This is a genomic window from Bradyrhizobium sp. USDA 3262 (assembly GCF_054060035.1).
This window is the reverse complement of record NZ_JBSSCT010000001.1, coordinates 1,384,065-1,400,599: the sequence shown is the minus strand read 5'-3', so window position 1 is coordinate 1,400,599 and position 16,535 is coordinate 1,384,065. Positions and strand designations below refer to the sequence as shown.

General features: G+C 64.6%; 13 protein-coding genes and 1 tRNA gene. 10 read left to right on the top strand and 4 right to left on the bottom strand.

Features of this window, described 5'->3' with window-relative positions; translation table 11 throughout:
- Positions 1-64 precede the first annotated feature (64 nt).
- Positions 65-1,021, top strand: coding sequence for a LysR family transcriptional regulator (locus ACVWYP_RS06555; protein WP_304498156.1), 957 nt, complete (start codon positions 65-67; stop codon positions 1,019-1,021).
- 92 nt (positions 1,022-1,113) lie between these two features.
- A complete protein-coding gene (locus ACVWYP_RS06550; RefSeq protein WP_456684300.1) occupies positions 1,114-1,518 on the top strand; it encodes an SRPBCC domain-containing protein in 405 nt (134 codons plus the stop codon).
- 6 nt (positions 1,519-1,524) lie between these two features.
- On the opposite strand, the gene ACVWYP_RS06545 is transcribed toward ACVWYP_RS06550, so the two are convergent.
- Positions 1,525-2,274 (bottom strand): class I SAM-dependent methyltransferase, encoded by a 750-nt coding sequence (locus ACVWYP_RS06545; RefSeq protein WP_304498154.1) that lies wholly within the window; start codon positions 2,272-2,274, stop codon positions 1,525-1,527.
- A 336-nt stretch (positions 2,275-2,610) separates the two neighbouring features.
- On the opposite strand from ACVWYP_RS06545, the gene ACVWYP_RS06540 reads away from it, so the two are divergent.
- The 5 genes from ACVWYP_RS06540 to ACVWYP_RS06520 all read left to right on the top strand — a co-directional run bounded on the left by ACVWYP_RS06540 (position 2,611) and on the right by ACVWYP_RS06520 (position 10,567).
- Positions 2,611-4,986 carry a glucose/quinate/shikimate family membrane-bound PQQ-dependent dehydrogenase gene (locus tag ACVWYP_RS06540; protein WP_304498153.1) on the top strand — a complete coding sequence of 792 codons (2,376 nt, stop codon included), beginning with the start codon at positions 2,611-2,613 and terminating at the stop codon, positions 4,984-4,986.
- Between the two features lie 237 nt (positions 4,987-5,223).
- Positions 5,224-6,543 carry an Hsp70 family protein gene (locus ACVWYP_RS06535; RefSeq protein WP_304498152.1) on the top strand — a complete coding sequence of 440 codons (1,320 nt, stop codon included), beginning with the start codon at positions 5,224-5,226 and terminating at the stop codon, positions 6,541-6,543.
- Between the two features lie 132 nt (positions 6,544-6,675).
- Positions 6,676-8,265: an ABC-F family ATP-binding cassette domain-containing protein gene (locus ACVWYP_RS06530; protein WP_304498151.1), complete on the top strand. Its 1,590-nt coding sequence runs from the start codon at positions 6,676-6,678 to the stop codon at positions 8,263-8,265.
- A 776-nt stretch (positions 8,266-9,041) separates the two neighbouring features.
- Positions 9,042-9,680: a flavodoxin family protein gene (locus ACVWYP_RS06525; RefSeq protein ID WP_304498150.1), complete on the top strand. Its 639-nt coding sequence runs from the start codon at positions 9,042-9,044 to the stop codon at positions 9,678-9,680.
- Positions 9,677-10,567, top strand: coding sequence for a sigma-70 family RNA polymerase sigma factor (locus ACVWYP_RS06520; RefSeq protein WP_304498149.1), 891 nt, complete (start codon positions 9,677-9,679; stop codon positions 10,565-10,567). The genes ACVWYP_RS06525 and ACVWYP_RS06520 overlap by 4 nt, the downstream gene beginning before the upstream one ends.
- A 62-nt stretch (positions 10,568-10,629) precedes the next feature.
- Here the strand turns inward: ACVWYP_RS06520 and ACVWYP_RS06515 are convergent, their stop codons facing one another.
- The gene (locus ACVWYP_RS06515; protein ID WP_304498148.1) at positions 10,630-12,045 is read right to left on the bottom strand and encodes an MFS transporter; all 1,416 of its coding nucleotides are present in this window, start codon (positions 12,043-12,045) and stop codon (positions 10,630-10,632) included.
- 246 nt (positions 12,046-12,291) lie between these two features.
- Between ACVWYP_RS06515 and ACVWYP_RS06510 the strand changes: the two genes are divergently transcribed.
- Positions 12,292-13,062 carry an ArsR/SmtB family transcription factor gene (locus tag ACVWYP_RS06510; protein WP_304498147.1) on the top strand — a complete coding sequence of 257 codons (771 nt, stop codon included), beginning with the start codon at positions 12,292-12,294 and terminating at the stop codon, positions 13,060-13,062.
- A gap of 219 nt (positions 13,063-13,281) precedes the next feature.
- Positions 13,282-13,662 carry a hypothetical protein gene (locus ACVWYP_RS06505; protein WP_304498146.1) on the top strand — a complete coding sequence of 127 codons (381 nt, stop codon included), beginning with the start codon at positions 13,282-13,284 and terminating at the stop codon, positions 13,660-13,662.
- Between the two features lie 77 nt (positions 13,663-13,739).
- On the opposite strand, the gene ACVWYP_RS06500 is transcribed toward ACVWYP_RS06505, so the two are convergent.
- A tRNA-Ser gene (locus ACVWYP_RS06500) sits at positions 13,740-13,829 on the bottom strand.
- Between the two features lie 213 nt (positions 13,830-14,042).
- Between ACVWYP_RS06500 and ACVWYP_RS06495 the strand changes: the two genes are divergently transcribed.
- Positions 14,043-14,906: an alpha/beta fold hydrolase gene (locus ACVWYP_RS06495; protein WP_304498145.1), complete on the top strand. Its 864-nt coding sequence runs from the start codon at positions 14,043-14,045 to the stop codon at positions 14,904-14,906.
- 439 nt (positions 14,907-15,345) lie between these two features.
- On the opposite strand, the gene ACVWYP_RS06490 is transcribed toward ACVWYP_RS06495, so the two are convergent.
- On the bottom strand, positions 15,346-16,503 hold the full coding sequence (locus ACVWYP_RS06490; RefSeq protein ID WP_304498144.1) for an ROK family protein: 1,158 nt from the start codon (positions 16,501-16,503) through the stop codon (positions 15,346-15,348).
- Positions 16,504-16,535: the final 32 nt, after the last annotated feature.

The following is a 16,535-nucleotide window of genomic DNA, read 5'->3' as shown; positions in this document are numbered from 1 at the left end:
TAGCGGTCCGGGCGGGGAAGGATTAGAATGGCCGCAATCCAATCATTTGTGACTTGAATTCAAGATGTCCCGCACCGACACCAACCGCTCCGGCGAGATGGACGTATTCGTCCGCGTCGTCGATCTCGGCGGCTTCACGGCTGCCGCGAACAGCCTGCGCCTGACGCCGTCGGGCGTCAGCAAGCTGGTCTCGCGGCTCGAGACGCGGCTCGGCACGCGGCTGGTCAACCGCACCACGCGCAAGCTGCAGCTCACCGAGGAAGGCCAGGCCTTCTACCAGCGCGCCCAGCGCATCCTCGCCGATATCGACGAGGCCGAACGCGAGGCCGCCTCATGCGTGCCGCGCGGCCATCTCACCGTGAACAGCAACATTCCGTTCGGCATGCTGCATGTGATGCCGCTGCTGCCGCGTTTCATGCGCGAGCATCCCGACATCACGCTCGACATCGTGCTGACCGACACGCTGGTCGATCTGATGCAGGCACGCGCGGATATCGCGATCCGCGCCGGCCCGCTCGGCGCCTCGCGGCTGATCGCGCGCAAGCTCGGCACCAGCCGCATGGCGGTGGTCGCCGCGCCGTCCTATCTCGCCCGCTTCGGCACGCCGAAGACGCCGGCCGACCTCGCCGCCCATCGCGGCATCGGCTGGACCTTTCCGCGCAGCATCCGCGGCTGGCCGTTCCGCCGCGCTGAACGGATCGAGGAAGCGCTGCCGCCGCCGGTGGCCCGCGCCAGCGACGGCGAAACCGCACGCCAGCTCACGCTTGGCGGGATCGGGCTCGGCCGGCTGGCGCTCTTCCACATCGGCCCCGATATCGAGGCCGGGCGTCTGGTGCCGGTGCTGCAAAATCTCAATCCCGGCGACCGCGAGGACATCCATGCGGTCTATGTCGGCCATGCCGGCCCGCTGCCGGCGCGGGTCCGCGCTTTCATCGATTTTCTTGCGCAACACATCCGCATCGGCGATCCCTCTTTGCGGCGCGGCGCTGACGGAAAATGGAAAGTCGTAGGCGACAAGTGAGCATTCGATGACGAACGAACTCTTGCCCTTCCAGTCTGTCACCGAGTCGATCCGGATTGCTGCGGAGCTAACGCAGGTGTGGAACACGATCGATCAACCCCAAGGCGGGCGAGAGATGGCGCAACGCGCATTTCAGGACCGATTGGCGGATCGGCGCGCCAATCGACATCGAGGCGGAGATCGGCGCAAAGCGCTATCGCGACAAGGGCCGCGTCCTCCATGTCGAGCCGTCGATGCGGCTCGCATACTCCTATTGGTCGCAGGTCTCCGGCCTGCCGGATGTTCCGCAATCCTATGCGACGATCACGATGACACTCGTGCCTGACGGCGGCGAGACGGTGCTGACCGTCACCCAGCAGGTGCCGCCTTCGCCGATCCGCCGCGGAAGCGGCTGGGAAATCGGACCCGACTCAGGCGCCAAACACGTTGCCTTCTACTGGCGCATGACGCTGCCGCGCCTGAGGCAGACCGTCGAGCAAGGATGCGCCGCGCAATAGTGCGGTCTATGCCCGCTTCAGCAGGAAGAGCTGCGTGACATAGGGGAACACCACTTCGTCGGCGTCGCCGAGACCGGCCTCACGCAGGATGCTGCCGGTCTTGTCGCGCAGGATCGCCTTCTCCGCACCGGGAAGATTGGCGACATAGCTCGTCGATGCGATGCGCTCGAAGACGTCCCGTCGCTTCATCCGGTGCGGATGGTCCTGCACGATTTCCCTCTCGAGCACGAAGCGCGGGTCCTTCAGGATCCAGCGCCAGCGTCCGGTCCGTTGCCGGGGCGTGTCGCCCGCATAGCCCTCGATCATGACGGACAACGCGTCGACCCACGGCGTGCGGTCATCCCGGTTGTTCCAGACCAGCGCAAGCGTCCCGCCGGGATGCAGCAGTCGCGCGATCTCGGCAACCGACGCCTCGTTGTCGAACCAGTGAAACGCCTGGGCGCAGGTGACAAGGTCGACGCTGCCGGTTTCGAGATTGATCGCATCGGCGCGCGTGTTGATGACCTCCACCCCGGCCTCCTTCGCCAGCCTGGCCGACATCTCGGCAACGGGCTCGACCGCGACGAGGCGCGCAGTCGCGGGCAAATGCTGCAGCAGAAGGCGGGTGAACTTGCCGGTTCCGGCACCGAGATCGACGACACAGCGCGCGGCCGCAAGCGGCAGCGCGGCGACAATCTCCGCGGGGTAGCTCGGTCGGCCCGCCTCGTAGGCGGCGACCGCGACACGATAATTCTCGGCAGTGGGGTTCCGTGTCATTGTTGCTTCTCCTGCGTGCCAACCGTCCGCGGTGTGATCCGCGGAACGGTATAGAGCAGCGCCTGCACAGGGCTGGAAGAGCGCGTCGATTCAAAATCCGCTGAAAACCTCTCACCTTTGCGTCAGCGCCGCAACTCTGCTGCTGCCTGTTGAAGGTGCGCGCATTTTGAATGATTTGCTTCGGCGGGTTTCGCATGGACCTTACGTGCTTGTGTTGTATCAACGTCGCAGTTCCAGGTTGCAAGTTGCGGTCGACTGAACGACAGTTCGCGATGGCGGACCCAGTCTGTCGCGCTTGTGCGGGACAAGCCCGATCCGCCCCGCACCGGAGCGACCATGCAGCGATCCAGGGCAGTCCTCATCACAGCCATCGTCTACGCCTTGATCGGCCTGGTCCTCGCCGGCGGCGGCATTTGGCTCGCCGCATTGGGTGGATCCATCTTCTACACTGTCCTCGGCGTCGGCATTCTCGCCACGGCTATGCTGCTGCTGGCGCAGCGCCATCAGGCGCTATGGCTGTTTGCGATCGTGCTGCTCGGCACGCTGGCGTGGGCCGTCCATGAGGTGCGGTGCGACTGGTGGCCGCTCGCGGCGCGTGGCGACGTCGTCTTCCCGATGGCGCTCTGGCTGCTCACGCCGGCGATCGTTCGCGCCCTGACACGAAGCGGGCCGGTGCCTTACATGCGCGCAACGGCGCCACTCTGGATCGGCGTCGTTGCTGCGGCGGCGGTGCTGAGCGCCGGGCTGCTGTCCAGCTATCACGACATCAACGGCACGATTGCCGAGTCCGGCTCCGCCGTGCCGCAAAGCGAAGCCGACCCGCAGCCGGACGGCGACTGGCGCGCCTATGGACGCACGCAATTCGGACAGCGCTATTCGCCGCTGAAGCAGATCACGCCCGACAACGTCGCTAACCTCAAGGTCGCCTGGACCTTCCGCACCGGCGACGTGAAGACGCCAGAGGATTCCGGCGAGACGACCTTCGAGGTCACCCCGATCAAGGTGCGCGATACGCTCTATCTCTGCTCGCAGCACCAGGTGCTGTTCGCGCTCGACGCCAAGACCGGCACGGAACGCTGGCGCTACGACCCCAAGCTTGTGCACAACAAGACGTTCCAGCACATGACCTGCCGCGGCGTCTCCTATCATGAAACCGCGTCTGGCGCCGTCGACTCTGGCGGCAGTCCGGCGCCGGCCGAATGCCCGCGGCGGATCTTCCTGCCCGTCAATGACGGCCGCATGATCGCGCTCGATGCCGACAGCGGCAAGCTCTGCGATGGTTTCGCCGATCACGGCAACCTCGACCTGCAGCAGGGGATGGGGATCAAGACCGCGGGCTTCTTCGAGCCGACATCGCCGCCGGTCGTCAGCGACAAGATCCTGGTCGTGGCCGCCGCGGTGATCGACAATTATGCGGTCGAGGTGCCGTCGGGCGTGATCCGCGGCTTCGATGTCTACACCGGCAAACTGGTCTGGGCCTGGGATTCCGGCGCGGCGGACGAGAACGCGCTGCCGTCGCCGACGCGGCATTACACCAACGGCTCACCGAATTCCTGGATCACGGCCTCGTTCGATCCGAAACTGAATCTGGTCTACATCCCGACCGGTAACAACGGACCTGACATCTGGGGCGGCAATCGCGATGCGCTGGTCGAGCGCTATTCCAGCGCCATCGTCGCGCTTGATGTCGACACCGGCAAGCGCGCCTGGTCGTACCAGACCGTGCATCATGATCTCTGGGACATGGACGTTCCCTCGCAACCGAGCCTGGTCGATGTGACGACGGCGAAGGGCGTCATCCCCGCGATCATCCAGCCGACCAAGGTGGGCAACATCTTCGTGCTCGACCGCAGGACCGGCGAACTGATCGTGCCGGCGCCGGAACGCGCGGTGCCGCAAGGGCCCGCGCCCGGCGACCGCTCAGCACCGACCCAGCCGTTCTCCGAACTGACCTTCCGCCCCGAGGCGAAGCTGACCGGCGCCGACATGTGGGGCGGCACGATCTTCGACCAGCTGCTGTGCCGGATCATGTTCCACCGCTTGCGCTACGAAGGCACCTTCACGCCGCCGTCGTTGCAGGGCACGCTCGTCTTCCCGGGCAATCTCGGCATGTTCGAATGGGGCGGCATCGCTGTCGATCCTGTCAGGCAGATCGCGATCGCCAATCCGATGTCGTTGCCCTTCGCCTCAAGACTCATTCCGCGCGGCCCGCAGAATCCTCCGGCGCCGACGGCCGAAAAGCCGGTCGGCAGCGAGGTCGGGGTGCAGCCGATGTATGGCACGCCGTTCGGCGTCGATATCTCGAGCTTCCTCTCGCCGCTCTCCGTGCCGTGCTATCGGCCGCCATGGGGCTCGATGGCCGCGATCGACCTGAAGACGATGAAGATCGTCTGGCAGCATCCCAACGGCACGATCCGGGACACAACACCGCTGCCGCTTCCATTCAAGATGGGCGTGCCGATGCTGGGCGGGCCGATCACCACCGCCGGCGGCGTTGCGTTCTACACCGGGACCTATGAGTACACGATCCGGGCCTACGATGTGCGCAACGGCAAGGTGCTCTGGGAGGATCGCCTGCCGGCCGGCGCCCAATCGACGCCGATGAGCTACGAGGCTGGCGGCAAGCAATACGTCGTCACCGCGGCCGGCGGCCACGGCTCGTTCGGCACCAAGCGCGGCGACTACGTCATCGCCTACGCATTGAAGGATTGAGCCGCTTCATCGGGACCGTCATCTTCCTTCTCCTTCCCCCCGAAAGGGGGAAGGTCGGGATGGGGGTCAGCCGCAGGCGATGCTGTTTACGGAGCGAGCAGATCCCCACCCGCTTTGCTCTGGCGAGCAAAGCGACCTCCCCTTTCCAAGGGGAGGTGGATAGCGTCCATACGGGTTGGCAAATCCGGCCAAAGCCGCTAAAGGTCCGCCCCCTTTCACAGACAATCCGAGCATGACATGTCGAGCGCCCCGCCCGCCGTCTCGATTGGCGTCGATTTCGGCACCAGCAACACCGTGGTCGCGCTGTCCGACGGCGACGGCCGCGTCGAGGCTGTTCGCTTCGACCACGGCGGCCGCACGCATAGCGTCTATGTGTCCGCGCTGTGCTTCTGGGAGGAACGGCCCGGCGCCGGCCTGCATCCGCGCGCCGAGGGCGGTCCGTGGGCGATCGAGCAGTTCCTCGAGGGACGCACGATCCATCGCTTCATCCAGTCGTTCAAGACATTTGCGGCCAGCTCGGCCTTCAACACCACGCAGATCTTCCGGCAACGTTACAAGTTCGAGGACCTGCTCGCGGCGTTCCTGCGCACGCTGACGCGCCATGCCGGCGAGGGTTTCGACTTGGGCGCACCGACCATCATGGTCGGCCGCCCGGTGAAGTTTGCCGGCGGCAATCCCAATGACGAGCTCGCGATGCAGCGCTACCGTGCCGCGTTCGAGCGGCTCGGCGCCGGCCATGCGCGCTATGTCTACGAGCCGGTCGGCGCGGCGTTCTCCTTCGCACGCACGCTCGACCACGACGCCACGGTGCTGGTCGCCGATTTCGGCGGCGGCACCAGCGACTTCTCCGTGATGCGGTTCTCGCGCAAGGGCGGCGTGCTCCGCGCCGAACCGTTGGGCCATGCCGGCGTCGGCATCGCCGGCGACACCTTCGACTACCGCATCGTCGACCACATCGTCTCGCCGCGGCTCGGCAAGGGCACCAACTACCGCTCGTTCGACAAGGTACTGCCGATCCCCAATCACTATTATTCGAGCCTCGCCCGCTGGCATCAGCTCGCGATGATGCGGGGCAATGGCGACTTGCGCGAATTGCAGCAACTCGCGCGCACCGCGCTCGATCCGGCGCCGCTGCACGATTTCATCACCATCGTCGACCACGATCTCGGCTTCGCGCTTTATCGCGCCGTGTCCGACACCAAGGTCGCGCTGTCGAGCCGCGACCGCGTCGAGTTCCGCTTCGCTCGCGAAGGCATCGATATCGGCGCGACGGTCACGCGCGACGATTTCGAATCCTGGATCGCCGACGACATCGAACGGCTGGGCGCGACGGTGGACGAGGCGCTGGCGAAATCCGGCATCACCGCGCGCGACGTAGAGAAGGTGTTTTTGACCGGCGGCACCTCGTTCGTGCCGGCCGTGCAGCGGCTGTTTGCAGAGCGCTTTGGCGAAGCACGGCTGACTTCGGCGGATCAATTCGAATCGATCGCCTACGGCCTCGCTTTGATCGGCCACACGCCCGATCCCGACCGCTGGACCTTCGCCGAAGCCGCGTGACGGCTGGCTTCGCGCCTTGATCCCGGCGCAATAGACGACTACATCACGCCAATCATCAATCCCCGAGGATGCCGACGACCATGGATTTCACCCTGACAGCAACGCCCATCAGCCTTGCCCTCGGGGATATCCATGCCTGCATCGATCGCGCTCTCTCATCTGACCCTGTCCGCGCCTGACGGCCGGGTTCTCCTTTCCCATATCGATCTGAATTTCGGACCTGAACGCACCGGCCTTGTCGGCAGGAACGGCGTCGGCAAGACGACGCTGCTCGGCCTGATCGCGAGGCTGCGCACGCCGCAATCCGGCACGGTCTCGGTTCAGGGACGCGTCGGGATGCTGCGTCAGACGGTTCAGCTGAAGCCGGATGAATGCGTCGTCGACCTGTTCGGCGCGCGCCGCGCACTGGCCGCGCTGCGCCGTGCCGAACAGGGCCTTGCGAGCATCGAGGAGATTGCCGACGTCGACTGGACGCTCGACACGCGCATCGCGGCCGCGCTCGAGCGCGTCGGACTGAACGATGCACTCGACGCGCCGCTGGCGACGCTGTCCGGCGGCCAGGCCACCCGCGCGCGCCTCGCCGCGCTGACCTTCGCACAGCCCGATTTTCTGCTGCTGGACGAGCCCACCAACAATCTCGACCGTGCGGGACGCAAGGCGGTGATCGACCTGCTCGCCGACTGGCGGCAAGGCGCCATCGTCGTCAGCCACGACCGCGAATTGCTGGAGACCATGGATGCGATCGTCGAACTGACCTCGCTGGAAGCCAGGCGCTACGGTGGCAATTGGAGCGCGTACCGCGCGCGCAAGGCCATCGAGCTGTCGGCAGCACGGCACGATCTGGCGGATGCCGAGAAGCGCGTCGCCGAGATCAACCGCAACGCCAGAGAAGCCAACGAACGGAAGGCGCGCAAGGACGGCGCAGGTGCAAGGAAGCGCGCCAGGGGCGATCTGCCGCGCATCGCCGCCGGGCTGCGCAAGGACCGCAGCGAGGACAGCGGCGGTGAGAACGCCCGCCTCGCCGAGCGCAGGCGGACGCAAGCGCTCGAACTCGCCACCGCGGCGCGGCAACGCATCGAGGTGCTGCAACCATTCTCGGTGCAATTGCCCTCGACGCATCTGCCGGCGAGCAGGATGGTGCTGCGAATCGATGCGGCCGATGTCGGCTACAGCACGGAAGCGCCGATCCTGCGTGATCTCACCTTTTCGATCTCGGGTCCGGAGCGCGTCGCGATCACTGGCCCCAACGGCGCCGGCAAGACGACGTTGCTGAAGCTCATCAGCGGCGACCTGACCGCGGCGCGCGGCACCGTCGAGGTGATGACCCGGTTTGCCATATTCGATCAGGCAGTCAGCCTGCTCGATGCGTCGGCCTCCATCCTGGAGAATTTCCGGCGCATCAATCCGGATGCCGACGAGAACGCCTGTCGCGCGGCGCTGGCGCGATTCATGTTCCGCGCCGATGCCGCGCTGCAGGCCGTTGCGAGTCTCAGCGGCGGCCAGTTGCTTCGCGCCGGTCTCGCCTGTGTGCTGGGCGGCCCAATGCCGCCGCCGCTCCTGATCCTCGACGAGCCGACCAACCACCTGGACATCGAATCCATGGAAGCGGTCGAGGCTGGCTTGCGCGCCTATGACGGCGCGCTGCTGGTTGTGAGCCACGACGAGACCTTCCTCGAGGCCATCGCGATCACGCGCAGAGTGGACCTCGCTTCGTGGAGGTGACGCGGAGAGCGGAAGAATTGGCCTTACGCAATCAATGTTTCGAACAACGAAGATTGGTCCGGAATTGAACAGCCGAGCACGCGTCGCCTTGGGGTAGGGCGTAAGGCGCGGTGCTCGGCTGTCAGGCCGCGCGGCGGTGCGGCCATCCCGCCAGCCTCGCTTGTCCCCAAGCACGAGGCCGTCGGAGCTGAATCTGGTCTGTTGCTAAATCCGCGCCGTCGAATGGAGCGCGTTTCTCCAAAGGGCAAATGCGACGAAGCCAGCGAGCAACAAAAAGCCGCCACCGGCCGCGATCAGGAAATGCGCGAGCGTCATCTTGGAACATCCCAATTGAAAGGCTTCATGCGGAGCGATATGCGCCGCAACCTGGCAATCAAAAGCACTTCAAAATTGATTTGCCCCGCCGGCCGCCGCCGGACAGCCCGAAAGGTGGCTGGCACTGCGCTCTGCCCACCCTTCGATTTCAGAGCGGTCGTCCAGCCACTCGGCTGTTGCCGCTCATCGCGCGGTTCGTCACACCGCTCAATGGCCACGAGGATAATCGATAAAACTTTATCGACAATCGAAACGGAAAATTAAGGTTACCGAGGCGGCCCGAAGGCCGGCTCCCGGCAAAATATCGAAAACAACCCCATGCAAAGTAGCCGGCGGCGGCCGCTCCGGCCTGAGCGGCGGTCAATCGGAGCAACATCCTCCGGACGAGAATTCGCAGGGCATGTCACGTTTCGACGCGCTGCCTTGTCTTAGCTTCTGCAATGGCAGCAGCAGAGGACACCATGCACACACTCGGAACCGGAGGCGGTCGCACCCTGATCGCCATCGTCTATCACAGCGCCTACGGCCATACCCGGCGGCAAGCGGAGGCCGTCAGGTCCGGCGTCCAGGATATCGATGGCGCAGAGGCGCTTCTGGTGCCTGTCGAGCACGTGGAACAGAACTGGGATAGCCTGATGGATGCGGAAGCGCTGATCTTCGGCACGCCCACCTACATGGGCGCCGCCTCCGCGGCCTTCAAAGCCTTTCAGGAAGCAACTTCACGGGCGGTGATGTCCAAGGGCTATCGCTGGAAAGACAAGCTCGCGGCAGGCTTCACCAATTCGGGAGCACACGCCGGCGACAAGCTCTCCACCTTGATCCAGCTTGCCTTGTTCGCCGCCCAGCATGGCATGCATTGGGTCAATCTCGATCTGCCTCCGGGGAACAACTCCGCATCGGGATCGGAAGCCGATCCGAACAGGCTGGGGTTCTGGCTCGGAGCCGGGGCGCAGTCGAACACCGACGAGGGTGCGGACACCGCCCCGCCCGAATCCGATCTCGCAACCGCCCGTCATCTGGGACAGCGGGTGGCGAGGACCGCGCTGCAGTTTGCGCGTGGCCGTGACGTGGCCTCAGCGGCCGTTCGGGCAGCGTCATGACAGACGCCGCTGAAGACGCATCGGCGGCCGAGATCTTCGCCGATCTGCGGCCGCGCCTGATCCGGCTGGCCTATCGGATGCTGGGTTCGGTCGCCGACGCAGAGGATGTCGTGCACAGCGCCTGGGTGCGTTGGCTCGCCGCCGATCGCGACCAGATGCGCGATCCCAAGGCGGTCTTGCACACCATCGTCACGCGCCTGGCCCTCAACGAATTGAAATCCGCACGGCGCCGTCGGGTGACCTATGTCGGACCGTGGTTGCCCGAACCCTTCTTCGACCCCGAAGACGAGGAGTCCGCCGACGATCTGACCCTGCCGCTGATGATCGCGCTGGAGCGATTGTCGCCATTGGAACGGGCGGCCTTTCTGCTGCATGACGTGTTCGGATTGGAGTTCGATGCCGTATCGGAGACGATCGGGCGCGAGGCTGCGACCTGCCGCAAGCTTGCCAGCCGCGCCCGCGCGCATATCCACGCTGCCGAACCCAGGTTCGTCGTCGGGAACGAAGAAGGCTTGCGGCTCGCAAATGCCTTTTTCACGGCAACGCGGACCGGCGACCTTGCTGCGCTCCGCGCCATGCTCGCCGAAGATGTCGTGGTCTATGCGGATGGCGGCGGCCAGGTCCCGGCACCGACCAGGCCTCTGCTCGGGCTCGAAGCCGCCATGGAGCGCTTCGCGGGGCTCGCCCGCCTCTTCACCGTGCATCCCTCACGATTGATCCGCCACGCCATCATCAACGGATTGCCCGGCTTCATCACCGTAGAGAACGGCAATGTTGTTCAAACGACAGCCTTGCATATCGAGAATGAACGGGTCGTTGCGATCTATGTGACGCGGAATCCGGACAAGCTGCAGAACGTGCCTGGTGTGACGGGATGGCGGAATTGACTATGCTCCATACGTCCCCACTCGGCGCCGATAGCGGTAGACGAGATCGTGCACCTCCCCTGTCATCGTCCCTCCTTTGCCCGGCCCTGCCAGATCGCGACCGCACCTGCGAGTAACACAGCGGCCGATATCACGAGCGAGGCATGCACGCCTGCCATGAACGCGTTGTTCCCGGCGACCAGCGAGCCGAACAGGGCAACGCCAAGCACGCTGCCGGTCTGCCGCGTCGCGTTCAATACACCGGCGGCGATGCCGGATCGCGACTTCTCGACACTGCCGAGCAGCGTCGAGGTCAAAGACGGCACGAGCAGGCCGAGCCCGCCGCCGAGGACGAGGAGCTGCGCGCCGATCGCCCCGTAGCTGGTGCCTGAGGCCATAGGCAGCAGCGCAACGCAGCCCGCGGCGGTGATCATACAAGCCAGCGCAATGGTTTGCGGCGCGCCGAGGCGCTCGCTGACCGACGCGGTAATCAGGTTGGCGGGCAGCACCATGGCCATCATGGGCACGAAGGCGAGGCCCGTTGCGAACGGCGACCAGCCATTGACGTTCTGGAAGTAGAGACTGAGTACGAAGATCAGACCGTAGAAGGCGATGTTGAAGAGAAGCCCGACCAGAGCGGTCAGCGCGAACATGTGATGGCGGAACAGCGACAGCGGCAGCATCGGTTGCGGCGCGCGCGCCTCGCGCCATACGAACAGGAGTCCGATTACGGCCGCCCCCGCGAAGCCCATGATGACGAGCGGATGGCTCCAGCCCAGCGCGCCGCCCTCGATCAGGGCGCCGGCCAGCGTGCCGAGGGTTGCAATCGCCGCGATCTGTCCCGGCAGATCGATCTCACGCTGCGCGAGCCGCGGCGTCTCCTCGGCGTAACGCCAGGCGAGCCAGAGGCCGGCGGCGCCGATCGGCAAGTTGACAAGAAAGATCGCACGCCAGCTGACCAGCGCGATCAGCGCGCCGCCAACTAGCGGCCCCGCAGTCAGTGCGACGCTCGCACCTGCGGCCCAGAAGCCGACCGCGCGGCCGCGCGCCTTCGGATCGGTATAGGCGTGATTGAGTAGCGTCAGCGAGTTCGGCACCAGGATTGCCGCCGCCAGGCCCTGCACGGAGCGAGCAACGATCAGGAACATCGCCGACGGAGCCAATGCGCAGGCGAGCGAAGCCAACGTGAAGATTGCGAAGCCCCCTATAAATATCCGCTTGGCGCCCACGCGATCACCGAGCGCACCAGCGGTCAAAATGAAGGCAGCGAATGCGACGGTATAGGCGGTCACCACCCATTGCAGCTCGGCGACGCTGCCGCCGAGCGAGGTGCTGATGCTGCTGAGCGCGGTATTCACGATGGTGATATCCAGCTGCACGACGCCGAGGCCAAGGCTCGTGGCGGCAAGCGCCAGCGCCGCGGCAAGAGGCGAACGGGATGACGCGCTGTCAGAGCCGGCTTGTTCCGGCTGCCTTGTGTTGAGCGAAGTCGTTTGCATTGATCACACTCGGTTGTCCGTGAGATTTTGATGGCTCAGACCAGCCCGTTTTGCGATTATCATTCGATGCCAATCGAACATTTGGAGCCGCGAGACTTTCGTCCCATCGCGGCGATGCCGTTCGCTTGGGCTTAGTGGTGTCCAGACAACCTATGTCCCGCGATTGAATCGGTCTTGCAGAAACACTACGATCTTGGCCGAAGTATTCGTGCTTGGCACTGCGTCCCCGTCGGCGTAAAACAAGACATGGACACGGGACCCAAAATCGCTCAGGTCGCGGCACTCATCGGCGATCCGGCGCGCGCCAACATGCTCAGTGCGCTGATGGATGGCCGAACGTTGACCGCCTCGGAGCTCGCCTATGTGTCTGGCGTGGCGCCGCAGACAGCGAGTGGCCATCTTGCGAAACTCAGCGACGCCGGATTGCTTGCGCTCGCAAAGCAGGGCCGACGACGATATTTTCGCTTGGCCTCTCCGCACGTCGCACGCGTGCTGGAAGGTCTCATGGTGGTGGCGCAGGACGGCCCCGCCCGGCAGCGCAATCTCTGGCGCGGCGGAGAGACGCTCCGACACGCGCGGACGTGCTATGACCATATGGCCGGCCGCATCGCCGTCGCAATCGCCGACCGGCTGGTCCAACAGTCGTTCATTCTGCTCGACGAGGATGGCGGACAACTGACCGATGCCGGTCGGTCATTCTTCGACGAGTTCGGCGTTGATCTTCGCCTCGCCTCCAAGCGCCGGGTGTTCTGTCGCCCCTGTCTCGACTGGAGCGAGCGCCGGCCGCATCTGGCCGGGGCGCTCGGCGCTGCCATTCTTCATCACGCTCTCGAGCACGATTGGGTCGAGCATGTCAGGGACAGCCGTGCGCTCGTCGTGACTCCTGCTGGAGTTAGAGATCTCGCCACAACGTTCGGCATCGAGGGCGCACTCCCGAGAGATGGACGCGAAGGGCAGGTTGCATCACTGTCCAGAGGCCGGGTATTCCCATTGCCAAGCAGGCAAATGCCGACGTGATACGTTGGGTGGTAAACATTGCGACCGAACGCGCCATCGATTTAGAGCGCGCTCTTAAGGCTAGGCGAAGGGAATTTAGCCGCACGCCAATTCTATATTGCCGACTAGGGACATTTTGATGCCGTTTTGGAACGACATCAGATGGCGCAAAAATGGCCCGGTTCAAAAGATCGTTGAACCATGGGATGGCTCGCGAGTGGCCGATCTTCCCGCCAACAGATGAAGAAGGGTTATCTCGACCTCCCGTCGAAGAACATCAACCAAATCTCGGGTAAGTTTACGACTGCGTATCAGGTCGAGAAGCACATTGATGAGTTGCGCGATCAGATCAACGAACTGAAAGCGTTCAAGACTCAAGCCATTGTAATACTTGCCGTCGCGGCCACACTGCTCTTGCCGCTCTTCAAGGAATCGATCACTAAAGCTTTTCAGTGGCTCAGTCCTGAGACCTCGTTGTCAAGTGAACCGAAGACGGGCACTTCGGCGTTCACTGCCACTCCTCCTCCGAGCGTGGCGCCAACGTCTAACCCTAACGCTCGGCCTTCGCCGCAAGTATCGCCGACAGACGGGCCTTCGCCTTCGAATCAGCGCGTCAAGTAACAGCAGACTATGCCGATACAGTCTCCCTACACTTCTCCGAAGCTTCGGGAGACACCCTTCGCGCTGGTCTGAAAGGGTGGCGGAGAGGGAGGGATTCGAACCCCCGATAGGCTTGCACCTATGCCGCATTTCGAGTGCGGTGCATTCAACCACTCTGCCACCTCTCCGATGGCCCGGGTGATTTGCGCCACCCGCGGTCGGGGCGTGTTCTAGGCGAGGATGGCGGGACAGACAAGGCGCTGCAATAATATTTCCGTCACCGACGCCTCGCCCCATCAAAGCACCGGGGCAGCGGGAGAAAGCGCGCGGAAACAAAGCGCTAGCGGAACGGTCCTGGTTCGATCGGCGCGCGAGCGAACCAGCCGGAGCAGGAGCGGGCCATGGAGCATGTGACGATTCGAGCCAATGGTGCGGCGTTCCACGTCGCGCGGACCGGCACTGGGAGGCCGCTGCTGCTGTTGCACGGCTGGCCGGAGTTCTGGTTGACCTGGAAGCCGGTGATGGCGCGCCTCGCCGACCGCCACACCCTGATCGCCCCCGACCTGCGCGGCTTCGGCGACAGCGACAAGCCGCAAGGCGCCTATGGCCCCGATCAGCATACCGACGACATGCTGGCGCTGCTGGACGCGCTCGGCGTCGGCAAGGCCGGCGTGGTCGGCCACGACGTCGGTGGGGCCGTGATGCAGCCCCTCGCCCGCAAGGCGCCCGAGCGCATCGCCGGACTATTTTTCTTCGATTTCGTCTATCCCGGAATCGGGCCGCGGATGGCCGCGCCCGACCGGCTGAACCACATCTGGTACCAGTCGTTCCACCAGATGGAGATGGCGCCCGCGCTGGTCGGCGCCAGCAGAGACAGCTGCCGCACCTATATCGGCCATTTCCTGCACCACTGGTCGCACCGCAAGGCCGCGTTCGACGACGTGATCGAGGATTTCGCCGACAATTTCTTCAAGCCCGGCAACCTCGCCGGCGGCTTTGCGCATTATCGCGCGTCACATGCGGGGCGCGTGAAGATGATGCAGGGCGAAGCCTCGGCGCTGCCGCCGATCGCGGTGCCGACCTGCATCCGCTGGGCCGAGCACGACCCGCTGTTTCCCTATGCCTGGACCGACCGGCTGGGCGAGACCTTCTCCGATCTGGACCTCGAGATGTTTCCCGATGTCGGGCATTTCCCGCATCGCGAGGACCCCGACCGCGCGGCCGCCGAGATCGCCGGCTTCTTCGAGCGGATCAATTGGAAGTAGAAGTGGGTGGGACCGCCAGGACGCGACAAAAACTGGCGGTCCCGTGCCGCTTCTTAATATTGCTGGCCGGGAAGTGCGGCTTCGCCGGTCGGCGGGAGCGACACGGGCCACGGTAGCGAGCGACGTCGAAACGGCAACGCGAACCCGATCTTAACCTAACCGATCAACCTTACCGCGCGTAATCCAGGGCCGCTGTCATCACGGATGAATTTGTCCCGGATTGCGCGGAGCCTCATCTAGGGGCCGCACGTTCCAACCTCCCCTTGGAAAGGGGAGGTCGCTTTGCTCGCCAGAGCAAAGCGGGTGGGGATCTGCTCTCTCCGTAAACAGCATCGCCTGCGGCTGACCCCCATCCCGACCTTCCCCCCTTTCAGGGGGAAGGAGAAGGCAGACAGCAGCACGGATGGAGCGCGCGCGAGCGGCAGCAAGCCCGCGCGGCTCAGGCGTCGGCCTTCTTTGCTTTCTTGGCCTTTTTCTCGCTCTTTTCGTTCTCGTCGTCCTTGTCTTTCTTCTCGGCCTTCTTCTCGTCCTTGCCGTTGTCCCGCTTGCGATTGGTGTAGCGGGCATTGCCAAGCCCGGTTCCGATCGTCAGCACGCCCCAGCGCGCGACGTCCTGCATGAACGGGACCTCGGCCAGCCCCTGCACCACGCCGTCATTATGCATCACGATCGCGGTGTCATGATCGCCGATCTGCGGGATCGCCTCGACCAGGCTCGCCGGCAAGTTGAACTTGCTGCTCTCCCAATTGCCGGGCAGGTTCTGCGCCCCCTTTTCGATCGACCCATCCTCATTGATGACGCCGGGACAGGCGATACCGATGAACGGCGCGAGCTTGAGATTCTCCTTCTCGGCGGCGGCGATCAACTCCTTCAGCATCTTCACCAGCCGCTTCACCGCGCCTTCGCGCGTCGGCTCGTCATCGGCGTGGCGCCACAGCTCCGATTTCCAGACTGCGGCCTTGGAGAGATCGGGCGCCTTCTTCCAGCGCGTCTCGACAACGCCGCAGCGGATATTGGTGCCGCCGATGTCGACGGCAAGGACGCCGTCATGGGCCTCGAAAATCCATGATGGCGCCAGATGCAGCGTGCCGATCAGCCCGGCATCGTCGGGGTGAAAGCGGATCGGCAGCAAATCGACCTTGAAATCCTCCGACTTCAGGATGATCTCGGTGCGCGCGATGGCGAGCTCACCGAGCCTGGAGTCGCGGAAGCCGCCGCCGACCACGATGCGCTCGGTCTTGGCCCAGGCCTTGGTGTTGAGGAAGCGCCGCGTCACATAGGCGAGCTCCTGGGCAAACTCCTCGATCGCGCTGTGCACGACCGCGGAGGCCTCGGTGTCGTCGCCGACCAGCAGCTCATCGAGCTTCTTCTTGCTGATCTTGTCCGACGGCTCGTCGCCGAACGGATCCTCGTCCGACTTGCGCAACGGCTTGCGCCAGCGGTCGAGGATCTTGCGGAAGGCGCCCTTGGAGGCGCGATCGCCGAGAAAGCCCTCGTCGTCCTTCAGCTCGATGTTGAAGCTGTCGATGTCGACAGATGGCAGCCGCGCGGCACCGTGGTGCGCGATGCCCGTGGTCAGTCCAGCGTCTTCAGCCATTCGCCCGTGCCTGCCCGCTTGAGGATCCCAAC